The following is a 15,033-nucleotide window of genomic DNA, read 5'->3' as shown; positions in this document are numbered from 1 at the left end:
GAAACGGGACGAGGAAAAGCGCTTCGTCCCGCCGACCTCAGAGTTGCTCGTTGAGTGTGAGCGGTTCGCCCGCTTTCAACCACGCCAACGGGTTGTCCGCGTCGTAGAATACGACCCCGTCCTCGGTCTGATAGGACTCGACAGTCGCTTCCGCGTCGTCGGGTTCCGGAAGCGCCGCTTCCGCACGGTCCAGCTCGTCGCTCGGGTTGACGTGGTCGGACATAGGCGTCACCTCGTCCCATGGTATGCGTTAACACATTATATGTCTTTGCATTCAGGAAACCGTTTCGTCGGCCACGTGACCCGCCGCGGTCCGCCGAAAGCGAGGGTTTTTAGCCGAAAGCCCCAAACCCCGAATACATGAGCGATTCGGGGTCTACGACGACACTTACCGACTTCTCCGACGGTGGTGACGACGAGCGAGACGTGGAGGCGGAGGCCCGCGCCGTCGCCGGAGGCGACCACCAGCGCGCCGACGCGGTGGTCGGGGACGACGACTGGCTTCCCGACCCTGAGGGCGAAGTCGAACTCTCGGTCGTGCAGATCGATTACACCGTCGAAGGTTCGGGCGACGACGAGGAACCCGTCGTGCACGTCTTCGGTCGCACGGACGACCAGCGCTTGGAGCACGTCAAGGTCTACGACTTCGAGCCGTACTTCTACGCACCTGCAGAGAACGTCGACGACGAGCGAATCGCACAGTACGAGGGGTTGCTCACCTACCGCGAGACCGACGAGAACGGAGAGCCCTTCGAGTCTATTCGTGGGGAACGCCTCGTCAAGATCATCGGTCGAACGCCGCGAGACGTCGGGCAGGTCCGCGACGAGTTCGACCACTACGAGGCCGACATCCTGTTCCCCAACCGCCTGCTCATCGACAAGGACATCAAGAGCGGCGTCAGGCTCCCCGAGCGGCGCGACGACGACGGGGACATCCGCATCTCTCACGAGGAGATCGAACCCGTCGATGCGAACATCACGCCGCGGGTGAACACCTTCGACATCGAGGTCGACGACCGGCAGGGCTTCCCCGAAGACGGCGAGGAGACCATCGTCTGTCTCACCTCTCACGACTCCTACCGCGACGAGTACGTCAACTGGCTCTATCAGTCGCCAGCAGGCGTCGATGGTCCCGCGGCACTGGCCGGGTACGACCCCATCGAAGACGACTTCGAGGCCGACGTCCGGGTGTTCGAGGAGGAAGAAGCGATGCTTGAGGCGTTCGTCGAGTACGTCGAGAAGACGGACCCGGACATCCTCACGGGCTGGAACTTCGCGGACTTCGACGCGCCGTACTTCCTCGACCGGATGGAGCAGCTTCAGGGGTCCCACCACGACTACGACCTCGACATCGACCGTCTTTCCCGCGTGAACGAGGTCTGGCGTTCGGACTGGAACGGCCCCGACGTCAAGGGCCGGGTCGTCTTCGACCTGTTGCGGGCGTACAAGAGCACCCAGCGCACCGAACTGGAGTCCTACCGCCTCGACGCAGTCGGCGAAGTCGAACTCGGCGTCGGGAAGGAGCGCTACAGCGGGGACATCGGCGACCTCTGGGAGAACGACCCCGAACGACTGCTTGAGTACAACCTCCGGGACGTGGAACTCTGCGTGGAACTCGACCGTAAGCAGGACATCGTTGCTTTCTTCGAGGAGGTCGCGTCGTTCGTCGGGTGCAAGCTAGAGGACGCGCCGACGGCTGGGGACGCCGTCGACATGTACGTGCTTCACAAGGCCTACGGGGAGTTCGCGCTCCCGTCCAAGGGGACCGTCGAGTCCGGCGAGGAGTTCGAGGGCGGTGCCGTTTTCGAACCCATCACGGGCGTCCGCGAGAACGTCTCGGTGCTGGACCTGAAATCGCTGTATCCGATGTGCATGTGGACGGTCAACGCCTCGCCCGAGACTAAAGTGGACCCCGACGAGTACGACGGCGAGACCTACCGCACGCCGACGGGCCAGCACTTCCAGAAGGAACCCGCCGGGATGATGCGGGAGATGATAGAGGAGTTGCTGACCGAGCGCGAGGAGAAGAAGGAACTCCGCGACCAGCACGAACCCGGGACGGAGCCCTACGAGCGCTACGACAACCAGCAGGCCTCCGTGAAGGTCGTCATGAACTCTTTATACGGCGTTTCGGGATGGGACCGGTTCCGCCTGTACGACAAGGACAACGCCGCGGCCGTCACGGCGACCGGACGCGATGTCATCAACTACACCGAGGAGACGGTTTCGGACTTCGGCTACGAGGTAATCTACGGCGACACCGACTCGGTCATGCTAGAAATCGGCGACGATGTCGGAACGGAGGAGGTCATCGAGAATTCCTTCGCGCTCGAAAAACGAATCAACGAGTCCTACGATGACTTCGCGCGCGAAAACCTCGATGCCGAGGAACACCGCTTCCAGATCGAGTTCGAGAAGCTCTACCGACGGTTCTTCCAAGCGGGGACGAAGAAACGCTACGCGGGCCACATCGTGTGGAAGGAGGGCAAGGACGTAGACGACATCGACATCACCGGGTTCGAGTACAAGCGCTCGGACATCGCGCCCATCACGAAGACGGTCCAGAAGCAGGTCATCGACATGATCGTCCACGGCGAGGACTTGGACGACGTGAAAGACTACGTCCACGACGTCATCGAGGACTACCAGAACGGGAACGTGAACCTCGACGACGTGGGCATCCCCGGCGGTATCGGAAAGCGACTCGACGACTACGACACCGACACCGCGCAGGTCCGCGGTGCGAAGTACGCCAACCTCATGCTCGGGACGAACTTCCAGCGCGGGAGCAAGCCCAAGCGACTCTACCTCGAAGGAGTCCACCCGGACTTCTGGCAGCGGATGGAGTCCGAGGGGGGGTTCGACCCCAGCGGCAACTCCCGCAAGGACCGCCTCTACCGGGAGTTCAAGAAGGACCCCGACGTCATCTGCTTCGAGTTCGCCGACCAAGTGCCACCGGAGTTCGAGGTCGATTGGGACAAGATGCTCGACAAGACGCTCCAAGGACCCATCGAGCGCATCCTCGAAGCGCTCAGCATCTCGTGGGACGAAGTGAAGTCCGGGCAAGAACAGACCGGACTCGGCAGTTTCGTCTGACGGGGCGTCGGCGGCGATATCCCACCCGTATCGTCGTCTCACGGGATAGTTTTTCACAATCCGGAAAGTTATTTTCCGACCTGCGAAACCATTTACGTGGGAATGCGAAAGCATTATGAGACGCACAGCCCTTTCTCCAAACGACTTAGGTGAACCTAACAATGGCAACGCTCGAACTCAAAAATCTACATGCAGAGGTCGTCGAAGCCGACGAGAAGATTCTCAACGGCGTCGATCTCGAGGTACAGTCCGGTGAGATTCACGCCCTGATGGGTCCCAACGGGAGCGGGAAGTCCACCACGGCGAAGGTAATCGCGGGCCACCCCGCCTACGAGGTGACCGAGGGCGAAGTCATCCTCCACCTCGACGACGAGGACGTCCCCGAGGACAAGCAGTCGTGGAACCTGCTCGACCTCGAACCGAACGAGCGCGCGGCGCTCGGCGTCTTCCTCGGCTTCCAGTACCCGGCCGAGATCGAGGGCGTCACGATGGTCAACTTCCTCCGACAGGCGCTCAACGCCAAACTCGAAGAGCGCGAGGAACTCTTCGAGGACGAGGAAGCCGAGGCCGAAGAAGAAGAGGACGCTGGCTACGAGACCAGTCCGATGGAAGGCCCCGCCGACGAGGGCGAGGTCGACGTCGCGGAGTTCCAGCAGATCCTCTCGGAAAAGATGGACCTGCTCGACATGGACGAGAAGTTCGCCCACCGCTACCTCAACGCCGGGTTCTCCGGCGGCGAGAAGAAGCAGAACGAGGTTCTGCAGGCCGCCATCCTCGAACCGTCCGTCGCGGTGCTGGACGAGATCGACTCCGGTCTCGACATCGACCGCCTGCAGGACGTCTCGAACGGCATCAACGCCCTGCGCGACGAGCAGGGTACCGGCGTCCTCCAGATTACCCACTACCAGCGGATTCTCGACTACGTCGAACCCGACCACGTCCACGTCATGCTCGACGGCGAAATCGCCATGAGCGGCGGCGCGGAACTGGCCGAGAAACTCGAAGACAAGGGGTACGACTGGGTCCGCGAAGAAGTGTACGAGGCTGCGTAAGGTGATAGCATGAGTTCCGAACAAGACCAACTGAAAGAGACAAACACGGAAGAGCGCTTCGAGTTCAAGAAAGAGGAGAGCGCGGCGGTGAGGTCCGGGAAGGGGCTGACGGAGGAGGTCGTCAACCTCATCAGCGACGACAAGGACGAACCCGACTGGATGCGCGAGCGCCGCCTCCGTGCGCTCGAACACTACCAGAACATGCCCCTGCCGACCGACTGGCCCGGGCAACCCGACCTCACCCAACTCGATATCGAGGAGATCGTCCCGTACATCCGCCCCGACGTGGATAAACGCGAAGGCGCGGATAGCTGGGACGACCTCCCCGAGGACATCCAAGACACCTTCGAGAAACTCGGCATTCCGGAAGCCGAGCGCAAGGCCCTCTCCGGGGTCGGCGCGCAGTACGAGTCGGAGGTCGTCTACCAGAACATGCAGGAGCAGTGGGAGGAGAAGGGCGTCGTGTTCTGCAACATGGACGAGGCGGTCCGCGAACACGAAGACCTCGTCAAAGAGCACTTCATGACCTCCTGCGTCCCCCCGAGCGACAACAAGTTCGCCGCGCTCCACGGCGCAGTCTGGAGTGGCGGCAGCTTCGTCTACGTCCCCGAGGACGTCACGGTCGAGATGCCCGTACAGGCCTACTTCCGGATGAATTCGGAAGGCATGGGCCAGTTCGAGCACACGCTTATCATCGCCGAGAAAGGCTCGGAGGTTCACTACATCGAAGGCTGCAGTGCGCCCAAGTACGGCAGCCACAACCTCCACTCCGGCGGCGTCGAAGTGTTCGTCGGCGAGGACGCGCACGTCCAGTACTCGACGGTGCAGAACTGGTCGAAGAACACCTACAACCTCAACACCAAGCGCGCGCTCGTCGAGAAGGGCGGCCGCATGGAGTGGGTCTCGGGCAGTATGGGCTCGAAAGCCACCATGCTCTACCCCTGCTCGATTCTCAAGGGCCGCGGTGCCTCTGCGAACCACATCTCCATCGCGTTCGCTGGCGAGGGCCAGAACATCGACACCGGTGCCAAGGTCTACCACAACGCGCCTCGCACCAATTCGACCATCGAGTCCAAGTCCATCAGCAAGGACGGCGGCCGCACCAACTACCGCGGTCTCGTCCAGATTTCGGAGGGCGCGACCGACTCTTCGACCAGCGTCGAATGTGACGCGCTGATGTTCGACAACGACTCCGTCTCCGACACCATGCCCTACATGGAAATCGACGAGTCCAAAGTCGACGTCGCTCACGAGGCCACCGTCGGTAAAATCGGCGACGAAGACGTCTTCTACCTCCAGAGCCGAGGGCTGGACGACGACGACGCCAAGCAGATGATCGTCTCCGGCTTCATCGAGCCCATCACCGAGGAACTCCCCATCGAGTACGCCGTCGAACTGAATCGTCTCATCGAACTCGAAATGGAGGGGAGTCTCGGATGACTGCGACGCAGGTACACGAGACTATCTCGGAGGAAACGGTCCGACAGATATCCGACGAACTCGGAGAACCCGACTGGCTGCTCGAGACGCGTCTCGAGGCGCTCGACGCGCTCTCGGACCTCGACATGCCCGACGTGATTCGGACGCCGGGCCGCGACTGGACCAACCTCCACGCTCTCGACTTCGAGGGCTTCGTGGACCCGCTCGACGCGGCGGAAGAGAAAGACCAAGTCGGTCCCGAGGACGCCGAAGTTCTGTCCATCGCCGAGGCAGTCGAGGAGCGCGAGGACCTCCTGAAGGAGCACTTCGGGTCGGTCGTCGACCCGCAGGACAACTACCTGACCGCGCTCTCGACCGCGCTGTTCAGCACTGGAACCGTCGTCTACGTCCCGAAGAACGTGGACGCCGAGGACGTGACCATCCGGACCACGCAGAACTCCCAGTCGCTGTTCAACTACACGCTGGTCGTCACCGAGCAGTCGAGTTCGGTGACGATCATGGAGCGACAGGACACCGGCGAGGACATCGAGGGCGACCGCTACTACAGCGGCGTCGTGGAAGTCACCGCGGGCGAGAACAGCCACGTCCAGTACGGGTCGCTGCAGGACCTCGACGAGCAGACGTACAACTACACGCTCAAGCGCGGTGAGGCCGCCGACTACGCCACGGTCAACTGGATCGAGGGGAACCTCGGCTCGCGGCTCACCAAGTCCTCCGTCGAGACCGAACTGAACGGCGAAGGCTCCGAGACCAAGACGGTCGGGGCCTTCTTCGGTCACGACGACCAGCACTTCGACATCGCGGCCCGCGTCTGGCACAACACGGCCCACACCACGGCGGACCTCGTGACTCGCGGCGTGCTCGACGACGAGGCCCGCTCGGTGTACGAGGGCGTTCAGGACGTCGGCCGCGACGCGTGGGACACCAACTCCTACCAGCGCGAGAACACGCTGATGCTCTCCGACGAGAGCGAGGCCGACGCGTCGCCGAAGCTCATCATCAACAACCACGACACCGAGGCCAGCCACTCGGCCACGGTCGGCCAGATCGACGAGGAGGACATGTTCTACATGACCTCCCGTGGCCTCGACGACGAGTCCGCTCGGAACATGCTGGTCGAGGGCTTCTTCGTCCCCGTCCTCGAAGAGATCGAGGTCGAGGAACTCGCCGAGGACCTCCAGACCAAGGTCCGCGAACGGCTTCGGTAAGCCGATTCGGCCCTCGCCGTTTCGCGATCGGTTCTCTCGTCTCGTTTTTTCGTCTCCGTGGCGGGTTCAATCACATCTGTTAAGTCCCCCAGCACCTCAGTTAGGCACGATGACTGACGTATCGCCGTTCGAGCGCGGGTGGTCGACGTGAGCGTCGGCCAGCGCGTCTCGACCGACCATCAACTCGCCCGCCTGCTCCAGATCGCGATGGTACTGGAGGAGGTCGTGGAAGTTCGCGCGGCGCGTCACTACGAGACGCTCTCGCCCGAGGAGCGCGACGAAGACGTCGAGGAACTGCTCGACGACGCCCGCGAAGAGTCCGCGGACCACCGAAAGCAACTGGAATCGCTCATCGACCAGTTGGACGCCGAAGCGGTTCCGCTCGAAGAGATCGAGATGCTGGTGGAGGGTCACTACGCCCAGACGGGACCGGAGGATTTCGACGGCGTCCTCTACGACCAACTCCACGGCGAGGAGACCGCCTACAAGTTCTACGACGACCTCATCGAGGCCATCGAGGTCAGCGACACCGAGTTCACTCTCGACCGCGAGGAGTTGCTTACTACGTTGAAGGCGATTCGCGAGGAGGAGGCAGAAGGTGTCGAGGAAGTGACCCAAGTGATGGAGGCCCGAGAATGAACACCGCAGACCAGTATCTCAAAGCGATTTATCTCGTGCAGAAGATGGAGAACGGCCCCGCCTCGACCGGCGCGCTCGCCGACCGACTCGACGTGAGTCCCGCGAGCGTCAACGAGATGATCGGCAAACTTCAGGAGCGCGGCCTCGCCGACCACGAGAAGTACAAGGGGGTCAGCCTCACCGACGAGGGAATCGAGCAGGCCCGCGAGGCGCTCCAGACCTACTGCATCATCGAGCGCTTCCTCCACAACGTCCTCGAAGTCGAGGAGTTCCCGAGCGAAGCGAAAGCCCTCGAAAGCGTCATCGACGAGACCGTCGCGAAACGACTCGACACCATCATCGACCGCGAACCCCAGTGCCCGGACTGCTTCGACGCCGAGGCCGACATGTGCGCTGAACTGGTCGGCGAAGGCGAAGCGGACTAATCTGCGGATTTTTCTCAGAGACTACCGTATTCGCGCCGCTCGACAGTACGAACGTTGAAGTCGTAATAGTCACAATTCCCACCTATGCAGTGTCCGACATGTGAACGGTCGTTTGACTCTGAAAATGGGATGCGGATTCACCACAGTCACCAGCACGACGCGCCACTACCGAATCGTACCTGCAACGGATGCGGGACAGAGTTCTACGATGCAAAGTCCCGACTTAAGTACTGTGGCGACTGTAACCCGAACACCGGTGAAAACAACGGGAACTGGAAGGGAGCGAAAGATGTGGGAGCATGTCAACTGTGTGAGTCAGAGTTCACGTACTATCCATCCGAGAAGAAGGGAACGTACTGTCCCGAGTGTGTCGAATCGGCGGACGGGTTACTCCCCCAAAATTCGACCACGAAAAATCGCGTATCCGTATCGTGTTTGTACTGCGAGACCACGCTGGAGGTCTATCCATCCCGGGCCGAAACTCGAAAACGCGGTGTCTTCTGTGATTCCGACTGTTACGGTGCGTGGCTCTCCGAAAACATAGTCGGTGAAAACCACCATCAGTGGGAGGGCGGTGACTTCGACTACGGTCAGAAGTGGTGGCGAGTGAGGCGCGAAGCATTAGAACGCGATGACTACACCTGCCAACACTGTGGAATTTCGAAAGATGAAATTGGGCGAAACCCCGACGTGCATCACGTTGAACGTGTCCGTGACTTCGAGAGAACCGAAAAAGCGCACACGCTGGAAAACGTAATTACCCTCTGTCGGAGTTGTCACAGAAACGTCGAAGCGGGGAACGTCAGAAACCTCCGACCGTAAGGCGAAAAGCAACACTATTGTACGAGGAAAAACAACCCCCTGATGCACCCTATAGCAGTCCCGTGGTGTAGTGGCCAATCATATGGGCCTTTGGACGTGGTGAGTTACGAGTCGCTACGGAAGATAGCCCATGACGGCGGTTCGAATCCGCCCGGGACTATTCTACTGCGAGCAAACGTGTGAACGACAGGTATTCCTCGCAACCACTCCACACCGTCGTATCCGACTCTCACGACGAACCGGCAATCAGTGACACCATCGAACCAACTCGTCGGGACTGAGTCAGGACAACCGGTCCGCGAGGTCGTGGAAGTCCTCGACCACGAGATCGGGGTCCCGACCTAACTCCTCGTGAGGGCTGTCCTCTTCCGGACGTGAGAGCCACGCCGTGCGCATCCCGGCGTGTTTCGCTCCCCAAACGTCGCGCATGCTCCCGCCGGAGACGTGCAGTATTCGGTCGATAGGCGTCCCGACTCGGTCGGCGGCGTGGCGATAGATAGCCGAGTCGGGTTTGTACACCTCGACTTCGTCGGCGCTTATCGTGTCGGTGACGGTACCCGCTAGGTCTGCGGTCTCGACGAGGTGGTCGAGCATCTCCGGGTTGCCGTTCGAGAGGACGTACACCTCGTATCCCGAATCCGTGATACGGTCGATTCCGTCTGTCACGTCGTCGAAGACGGTGAGTTCGTCCTCGTAGACGGTACTCCGAATCCGGTCGCGGACGTCCGCGGAGACGTCGTACCCGTTCGCTTCGAGGGCGTAGCGGAGTCCCTGCCCGACGAGTTCCCAGAACGGCCGGTACTCGTCGATGTCGTTCGCGACCATCGAATAGCTGATGTACTGTGACCGCCAGCGCTGGGACACCGCCTCGGCGTCGTCCATCCCGTCGACGTGTTCCTCTAGGGCCGCTATCTGCGAACCGACGTCCACGAGTGTGGTGTACGAATCGACGGTCACTGTCGTGACTGCTTCGGAGTCCATGTCGGTATCGCGCACTGCAAACTCCCATAATTGTTTGCCACTGTCGGTGTGGCGGAGTTGCCGATAGAACCCAACTCGTACTCCCATCACGCTCTCCGGGAACTCGGGGGCCGGGGCTGAGGGGGAAGCGTTCACACGCTCGGTTAGTCGGCGACCGACTGCAGTTACCTATTTCACGTCCCACGTTGACTAGTGACATCCTATGTCCCTCCCCGTCGAACTCGCCGTCGGCGTCGTCCTGCTCGCGTGGGGGTTCGCAGACTACCTGTTCCCACAGACCGTCCTGCGCACGCAATCGAACCTCCTCAACGTCCCGCCCGAACCGGAGGAGTCGCTCGCCCGGCACAAGCGGCGAGTCGGACTCGTCTGTATCCTCGCAGGTCTGATAGCCGTCGTCGCCGCGGTGGGATGAGGGTGCCTACCGCGCTACAAACACTCTTTACTCCCCATTTATATTCTTTTCATACAAAGGAGAAATTATAAAACGTCGTCAGGCGATACATAACAAAGCCACTACGCACTGTGGTTTCGCACGCATGGTCCCCGCTCGTCCGCATCGCGCCGCCGACCGCCCGCCAACCGGAGAACGATGGAACTGACGTGGCTGGTAGCCTCGTCGATACTCCTCGTCAGCGTCGGGTACGGGTTTCTCAGGCGCGCTCGTCGAACCCGGGTCGTCTGCTGGACGCGACTCGGCGCGTCGCTGTTCGCTCTCGCCACGCGCGACCTGTTCCGGTCGCGCGAACAGGGTCCGGCTGTCGCGTCGCCGGTCGGCGAATCGGCGAACCGCGCGGAACGAACCCGCACCGAGCGAGCGCAGTCCGACGACGACCGACGGACGCCTCTCTTCGTCCGACTCCGTCGGCGGGTCGCCGGATGGCTCAACTAAACCGGGGATACCGCTCGAATCCGACACGAACGACTCGACGGGCGTCCGTTTCCGCCAGCGGACCGATTAAGCGTCTCGACCGCCTTTGGCTGACTGTGACCGAACAGCGCTACCTCCCCGACGCCGACGACGTGACCGAGTTCGAGGCCACCGCGACCGAGGCGACCGACGACTACGTCGTCCTCGACGGGACGTACTTCTACCCGGAGGGCGGCGGCCAACCGGCCGACCGCGGTGAACTGTCGTGGGACGACGGCAGCGCCGCGGTGACGAAGGTGCGGAAGAACCACGGCGACGTTCGCCACTACGTCGAGGACGTGGAAGGCGACCTGCCCGACCCGGGCGACCCAGTGCGGGGCGAAATCGACGCCGAGCGCCGCGAGGCCCACCGCCGGATGCACACCGCCCAGCACGTCGTCTCGCGCGTGGTCCTCGACGAGTACGGCGCGGCCACCGCCGGGAATCAGGTCCACGCCGACCGCTCGCGCATCGACTTCGAACCCGCGGAGTTCTCCGCGGCGGACGTGGAGCGAATCGAGCGCCTCTCCAACGAGGCCATCGAGCGGGACCTCGAAGTCACCAAGGCCGAGCGCCCGCGCGAGGAGGTCGAGGAGCGCACGGAGGAGGGCCGGGCACTGCTCGACCTCATTCCCGACCACGTGGACCCGCTCCGAGTGGTCGAAATCGAGGACTTCGACTACTGTCCCTGCGGCGGCACCCACGTCGATAGCCTCGGCGACCTCGGCCGCGTCGAGATAACGAACCGGGAGTCGAAGGGCGAGGAGACCGAACGCATCGAGTTCGAACTGCGGACGGCGTAGCGAGGCGCGAGTCCCGTCTCGACGTATCGCGGAAAGGGGACGACGACGAGGCGACGGCCGGTCGCACGAACGGCCGGAGCCTCCGGACGACGCCCGAAAAAACGCGTCTTCGGTTCGGAGTCCCATCGTCGTAAGCCTAAAGAGTCAATCATTCGTTTATACGAGTAAGAATGAGTACGGACATCTGCGAATCGAGGTGGTTCTGTGGGCGTCGAAATTAAGGAGTCGCCCGTCACGGACAGCGAGTTCGAGGAGATGGAGGACTTCGTGTACGAGTATCTCGTCGCCAGCGTCGAGAACGAGGACGGCGGCGGCCGGATGCGGTGGTACCCGTGGCACTCCGCGGAGTATCGGTTCAACCACATCCTCAACGTCGTGGACCTCGCTGGCACCATCGCCGAGAAGGAAGGCGCGAACGTGGACGTGGCGCGCGTCGCGGCGCTGTTCCACGACATCGCCAAACTCGACGCCGACCAGGACGTTCACGCCGAGGAGGGCGCGCGCATCGCCCGGAAGTATCTCGAAACGCACGGCGACTTCCCGGAGTCGTTCATCGAGGAGGTCTGCAAAGCGGTCGAGAACCACTCGTATCAGGGCGACCTGACAGACCTGCCGAAGGAGACCCAGTGTCTCATCGAGGCCGACCTGCTCGACAAGGTGGGCGCGAACGGCACCGCGCTAATGCTCCTGCGGATGGGCTACGAGGCCCGAACCCACATGGACGCCGCGGAGATGGTCAACAGGGTGATGGAGCGCGGGAAGGACGCCACCAAGCGGGTCCAGACCGAGACCGCCGAGGGAATCGCCCACAGGCGTCTGAAGCGCGTCAAGTGGTTCCGGGAGTGGCTCGAAGAGGAGGTGCCGGAGATGGACTGCGAGGAGTCGCCCGATCGCCGGACGCAACGGCGACCGTAACGAGACCCGCGTTCGGTCCCGAAATCAGCCGCTTTTTGCCGCGTGAACAGGGACCTCCGTCACGGCGAGTGGAACAGGAGATTACCGTGTTGGCACTTCGAACGTGACTTCTCCGCATCTCGTTGCGACACAGACTACTCTTGAGTGACATAGCTGGCTACTACTTGAGCAGAGGAGTCCGGCACCGCGACCACACGGCACCGCCACCGCGCCCCGTTCCTCCCTCGGCAGCGCCCGCACTACACGGCGCTGCCGAGCGAGCGGCGCGTCCCGTGGACTGCGAGGAGTCAAAAACGGAGGACGGAAAGAGTCACGAAACGGAGGACGGAAAGAGTCACGAAACGGGGAGGAGTGATGGTATGCGAAGCGGGAAACCGCGGTGGGTGACGAGACGGGCGTAGTGCGGTGGTTCCGCCCGGAATCACCTACGCCAGCATCCCGCCAGCCTTCGAGAGGAACGAGAGGCCCGCGAGCGCGAGGACCACCGCGCTGAGGTAGGCGACGGCCGGTGCGAAGGCGTCCACCCGCCGCCCGACCGTCACCAGCGCGGCCGGGAACCCCGTAATCCAGAGCGCGATGCCGCCGAAGAACCCGACCACGATGACCGGGCTTCCCGTCGATATCGTCAGGCCGCCGAGCGCGTCGAGCGCGAACGTGCCGGGGTCGAGCAGGCCCACGCCCGCCGTGAGCCACCAGAGAATCTGGTAGGGGTTGGTCAGCGCCAGCACGAACGCCTTCCGGAAGCCCTTGCTGTCGGCCCCGGTCGCCGTGCCGCCGTCCACGGCGGCGTCGCCGCCGAACGCCGCGCTGGCGTCGGCGGCCGTCCCGTACGCGAAGTACAGCATCAGCAGTCCCCCGACGCCGAACAGCACGCTCCGGACCACCGGAACGTCGCGCACGACCGTGACGACCCCCAGCAGCGCGAGGACGAAGAAGCAGGCGTCGGCCGACATCGCGCCGAGACCGGCGCGGAAGCCCGACCCCCATCCCCGGAGGACGCTCTCCTCGGCGATGATGGCGTTCATCGGGCCGGGCGGGGCCGCGAGCGAGAGACCGAGCGCGACCCCGGCCAGCGCCGACGCGACTGCTTGGAACATCGCTCGAAGGTAGGAACCCCGGCCGAGAAAAAACTGTCTCTCCGTGGAGAACTCGAGGGAGTCGTTCCCGGGGACCGCCGTAGGGCCGAGTCCTCACCGCGCGTTCCTCAGGGTTTGAGACCCTGCGCGTCCCCGCCCGACTCGTTCCCGGCGTCGTCGGTGTCGATTTCGTCGCGCTCGTCCGCGGGCCGCACCCGGATGGAGCGCGCGACGTTCTCGGGGAGGCTCTGTTCGCGTTCGTCGTCGTCCCCGACTCGGACCGTCACCATCCCGAACGGCGCGACGTCCAGCACGTCGAGTTCGGTCCCGGGCGCGATGCCCGCGTCCGCGAGGTAGCGCAGTTCCTCCTCGTCGCGGTCGCTGACCCGGGCGACCACGAGTCGGTCGCCCGCGTCGTGGTCCGAGAGCGGCGTGGCGTCGTCGGTTTCGAGCGGCGCGAGGTCGGCGCTCGGGATGGGGTCGCCGTGGGGGTCCACCTCCGGGTCGCCCAGCGCGTCGGCGACCCGCTGTTCGAACTCCTCGCTGATGTGGTGTTCGAGGGTGTCGGCCTCCTCGTGGACCTCGCTCCACGAGTAGTCGAGGTGTTCGGTCAGGTACGACTCCAGCAGGCGGTGGTGACGGAGCACTTCGAGCGCCACCGTCTCCCCCTCCGCGGTGAGTTCGACCCCCTTGTACTTCTCGCGCTCGACCAGCCCTCTGTCTTCGAGTTTCTCGACCATGCTCGTGACCGTCGGCGGCGTCACGTCGAGGTAGTCGGCGATGGCCGATGTCGAGACCGGCCCGCCGTCCTCCTTCTGGAGGGCGTAGATCGATTTCAGGTAGTCTTCCATCACGTCGCTCAACATTTCCCGTCCGGGTTTAGCCGCGTCTAAAACTTATATTTGTCCCGTCCCGGCCGACGCTCCAAGTGAGGCACCGGTACGGCGTGACTACGTCGAGTTAGCGCGCGAAAACGCCGTCCCGGTGGCGCGGGTAGACGGCGTATAACTAACCGACGGGACGCGTTTTTGGGGGACATGTCGAACATCGAGACGAGTATCGGGTGTCCGAACTGCGACGGGCGGGCCGTCGAAGTCGCCACCGACGGCGGCGAACCCGACCCGGCGTTCCGAGACGACGACCGACTCACGGGGACGACAGTGGACTGTAGCAACTGCGGCGACGAGTTCGAAGTGTACTACTACTGACCCCCGAGTCGCCGTTTTCGGGTCGGTCTTCCGTTCGACACGCTCCGGTCCTGCCCGACGGAGTGTAGCCATTCTCAGAACAGTTCAGTCCGACCGAGTGGCACTCGGTCGGACTCGGTACGACTCGATTCGATTCACGACGGTCTCGCCCTCTTCGGTCCCGATTACGCACGAGTAATCCGGACGTATCGGTGGGTAAACCGCCTGTACTCCCGGGTAGACGGCGTATAGTAATGGCCGGGTCCCGCGTAGCGCCGGACAGGATGTCAGAGACCGAGACGAGCGAACGAATCACCGCTCACTTCCACGACGGGAACCTCGAACTCCGGTCGAAGGAGTCGCCCGACGCGTGGATAATCGCCGAAGAACCGGTCAGCGTCGAACGGTAGCGAAATCGCCGAACCGCCCGCGCGTTCTCACCGACGAGTCGGCCGCCGACCCGGGCAATCGAACGCCAAGAC

At 63.0% G+C, this 15,033-nt stretch carries 17 protein-coding genes and 1 tRNA gene; 14 read left to right on the top strand and 4 right to left on the bottom strand.

What is annotated here, in order from left to right:
* Positions 1 to 37: 37 nt before the first annotated feature.
* The gene (locus tag NGM06_RS10595; RefSeq protein WP_163522029.1) at positions 38 to 223 is read right to left on the bottom strand and encodes a DUF7331 family protein; all 186 of its coding nucleotides are present in this window, start codon (positions 221 to 223) and stop codon (positions 38 to 40) included.
* 137 nt (positions 224 to 360) lie between these two features.
* Here NGM06_RS10595 and NGM06_RS10590 point away from each other — a divergent pair, with 137 nt between their 5' ends.
* The 8 genes from NGM06_RS10590 to NGM06_RS10555 all read left to right on the top strand — a co-directional run bounded on the left by NGM06_RS10590 (position 361) and on the right by NGM06_RS10555 (position 8,842).
* A complete protein-coding gene (locus NGM06_RS10590) occupies positions 361 to 3,096 on the top strand; it encodes a DNA-directed DNA polymerase (RefSeq protein WP_254266927.1) in 2,736 nt (911 codons plus the stop codon).
* Between the two features lie 161 nt (positions 3,097 to 3,257).
* Positions 3,258 to 4,148, top strand: a complete 891-nt coding sequence (locus NGM06_RS10585; RefSeq protein WP_254266926.1) for an ABC transporter ATP-binding protein — start codon at positions 3,258 to 3,260, stop codon at positions 4,146 to 4,148.
* A 9-nt stretch (positions 4,149 to 4,157) separates the two neighbouring features.
* Positions 4,158 to 5,588: a Fe-S cluster assembly protein SufB gene (gene sufB, locus NGM06_RS10580; RefSeq protein WP_254266925.1), complete on the top strand. Its 1,431-nt coding sequence runs from the start codon at positions 4,158 to 4,160 to the stop codon at positions 5,586 to 5,588.
* Entirely contained in the window at positions 5,585 to 6,796 is a 1,212-nt protein-coding gene (sufD, locus tag NGM06_RS10575; protein WP_254266924.1) for a Fe-S cluster assembly protein SufD, read from the top strand. The genes sufB and sufD overlap by 4 nt, the downstream gene beginning before the upstream one ends.
* A gap of 147 nt (positions 6,797 to 6,943) precedes the next feature.
* Entirely contained in the window at positions 6,944 to 7,435 is a 492-nt protein-coding gene (locus tag NGM06_RS10570; RefSeq protein ID WP_254266923.1) for a ferritin-like domain-containing protein, read from the top strand.
* Entirely contained in the window at positions 7,432 to 7,860 is a 429-nt protein-coding gene (locus NGM06_RS10565; protein WP_254266922.1) for a metal-dependent transcriptional regulator, read from the top strand. The genes NGM06_RS10570 and NGM06_RS10565 overlap by 4 nt, the downstream gene beginning before the upstream one ends.
* Before the next feature lie 84 nt (positions 7,861 to 7,944).
* The gene (locus NGM06_RS10560) at positions 7,945 to 8,682 is read left to right on the top strand and encodes an HNH endonuclease (RefSeq protein WP_368410436.1); all 738 of its coding nucleotides are present in this window, start codon (positions 7,945 to 7,947) and stop codon (positions 8,680 to 8,682) included.
* Positions 8,683 to 8,738: 56 nt separating this feature from the next.
* Positions 8,739 to 8,842 (top strand) — tRNA-Gln (locus NGM06_RS10555).
* A gap of 122 nt (positions 8,843 to 8,964) precedes the next feature.
* Here NGM06_RS10555 and NGM06_RS10550 read toward each other — a convergent pair.
* Complete coding sequence (locus NGM06_RS10550; protein ID WP_254266921.1) at positions 8,965 to 9,663, bottom strand: haloacid dehalogenase type II; 699 nt, start codon at positions 9,661 to 9,663, stop codon at positions 8,965 to 8,967.
* 202 nt (positions 9,664 to 9,865) lie between these two features.
* Between NGM06_RS10550 and NGM06_RS10545 the strand changes: the two genes are divergently transcribed.
* From NGM06_RS10545 to NGM06_RS10530, 4 genes are all read left to right on the top strand, one after another.
* The gene (locus tag NGM06_RS10545; RefSeq protein ID WP_254266920.1) at positions 9,866 to 10,075 is read left to right on the top strand and encodes a hypothetical protein; all 210 of its coding nucleotides are present in this window, start codon (positions 9,866 to 9,868) and stop codon (positions 10,073 to 10,075) included.
* Between the two features lie 177 nt (positions 10,076 to 10,252).
* Positions 10,253 to 10,552 carry a hypothetical protein gene (locus NGM06_RS10540; RefSeq protein ID WP_254266919.1) on the top strand — a complete coding sequence of 100 codons (300 nt, stop codon included), beginning with the start codon at positions 10,253 to 10,255 and terminating at the stop codon, positions 10,550 to 10,552.
* A 95-nt stretch (positions 10,553 to 10,647) separates the two neighbouring features.
* Positions 10,648 to 11,373 carry an alanyl-tRNA editing protein gene (locus tag NGM06_RS10535; RefSeq protein ID WP_254266918.1) on the top strand — a complete coding sequence of 242 codons (726 nt, stop codon included), beginning with the start codon at positions 10,648 to 10,650 and terminating at the stop codon, positions 11,371 to 11,373.
* Between the two features lie 204 nt (positions 11,374 to 11,577).
* Positions 11,578 to 12,288: an HD domain-containing protein gene (locus NGM06_RS10530; protein WP_254266917.1), complete on the top strand. Its 711-nt coding sequence runs from the start codon at positions 11,578 to 11,580 to the stop codon at positions 12,286 to 12,288.
* A 425-nt stretch (positions 12,289 to 12,713) separates the two neighbouring features.
* On the opposite strand, the gene NGM06_RS10525 is transcribed toward NGM06_RS10530, so the two are convergent.
* Together NGM06_RS10525 and NGM06_RS10520 are read right to left on the bottom strand one after the other, a co-directional pair.
* The gene (locus NGM06_RS10525) at positions 12,714 to 13,385 is read right to left on the bottom strand and encodes a LysE family translocator (RefSeq protein ID WP_254266916.1); all 672 of its coding nucleotides are present in this window, start codon (positions 13,383 to 13,385) and stop codon (positions 12,714 to 12,716) included.
* Between the two features lie 107 nt (positions 13,386 to 13,492).
* Positions 13,493 to 14,230 (bottom strand): metal-dependent transcriptional regulator, encoded by a 738-nt coding sequence (locus NGM06_RS10520; RefSeq protein WP_254266915.1) that lies wholly within the window; start codon positions 14,228 to 14,230, stop codon positions 13,493 to 13,495.
* Between the two features lie 171 nt (positions 14,231 to 14,401).
* Between NGM06_RS10520 and NGM06_RS10515 the strand changes: the two genes are divergently transcribed.
* Positions 14,402 to 14,572 carry a hypothetical protein gene (locus NGM06_RS10515; protein WP_254266914.1) on the top strand — a complete coding sequence of 57 codons (171 nt, stop codon included), beginning with the start codon at positions 14,402 to 14,404 and terminating at the stop codon, positions 14,570 to 14,572.
* A 263-nt stretch (positions 14,573 to 14,835) separates the two neighbouring features.
* A complete protein-coding gene (locus NGM06_RS24135; protein WP_256567929.1) occupies positions 14,836 to 14,961 on the top strand; it encodes a hypothetical protein in 126 nt (41 codons plus the stop codon).
* Positions 14,962 to 15,033: the final 72 nt, after the last annotated feature.

This window comes from Halorussus aquaticus, from assembly GCF_024218795.1.
Lineage (GTDB): Archaea > Halobacteriota > Halobacteria > Halobacteriales > Haladaptataceae > Halorussus > Halorussus aquaticus.
This window is presented reverse-complemented; position numbering and strand designations above follow the sequence as displayed.

Excerpts from the sequence above, each read along its gene's own strand:
- sufB (WP_254266925.1), top strand. The coding sequence starts at position 4,158 with ATGAGTTCCGAACAAGACCAACTGAAAGAGACAAACACGGAAGAGCGC.
- NGM06_RS10550 (WP_254266921.1), bottom strand. The coding sequence starts at position 9,663 with ATGGACTCCGAAGCAGTCACGACAGTGACCGTCGATTCGTACACCACA.
- NGM06_RS10540 (WP_254266919.1), top strand. The coding sequence starts at position 10,253 with ATGGAACTGACGTGGCTGGTAGCCTCGTCGATACTCCTCGTCAGCGTC.
- NGM06_RS10525 (WP_254266916.1), bottom strand. The coding sequence starts at position 13,385 with ATGTTCCAAGCAGTCGCGTCGGCGCTGGCCGGGGTCGCGCTCGGTCTC.
- NGM06_RS10520 (WP_254266915.1), bottom strand. The coding sequence starts at position 14,230 with ATGTTGAGCGACGTGATGGAAGACTACCTGAAATCGATCTACGCCCTC.
- NGM06_RS10590 (WP_254266927.1), top strand. The coding sequence starts at position 361 with ATGAGCGATTCGGGGTCTACGACGACACTTACCGACTTCTCCGACGGT.
- NGM06_RS24135 (WP_256567929.1), top strand. The coding sequence starts at position 14,836 with ATGTCAGAGACCGAGACGAGCGAACGAATCACCGCTCACTTCCACGAC.
- NGM06_RS10545 (WP_254266920.1), top strand. The coding sequence starts at position 9,866 with ATGTCCCTCCCCGTCGAACTCGCCGTCGGCGTCGTCCTGCTCGCGTGG.
- NGM06_RS10595 (WP_163522029.1), bottom strand. The coding sequence starts at position 223 with ATGTCCGACCACGTCAACCCGAGCGACGAGCTGGACCGTGCGGAAGCG.
- NGM06_RS10585 (WP_254266926.1), top strand. The coding sequence starts at position 3,258 with ATGGCAACGCTCGAACTCAAAAATCTACATGCAGAGGTCGTCGAAGCC.
- sufD (WP_254266924.1), top strand. The coding sequence starts at position 5,585 with ATGACTGCGACGCAGGTACACGAGACTATCTCGGAGGAAACGGTCCGA.
- NGM06_RS10560 (WP_368410436.1), top strand. The coding sequence starts at position 7,945 with ATGCAGTGTCCGACATGTGAACGGTCGTTTGACTCTGAAAATGGGATG.
- NGM06_RS10515 (WP_254266914.1), top strand. The coding sequence starts at position 14,402 with ATGTCGAACATCGAGACGAGTATCGGGTGTCCGAACTGCGACGGGCGG.
- NGM06_RS10565 (WP_254266922.1), top strand. The coding sequence starts at position 7,432 with ATGAACACCGCAGACCAGTATCTCAAAGCGATTTATCTCGTGCAGAAG.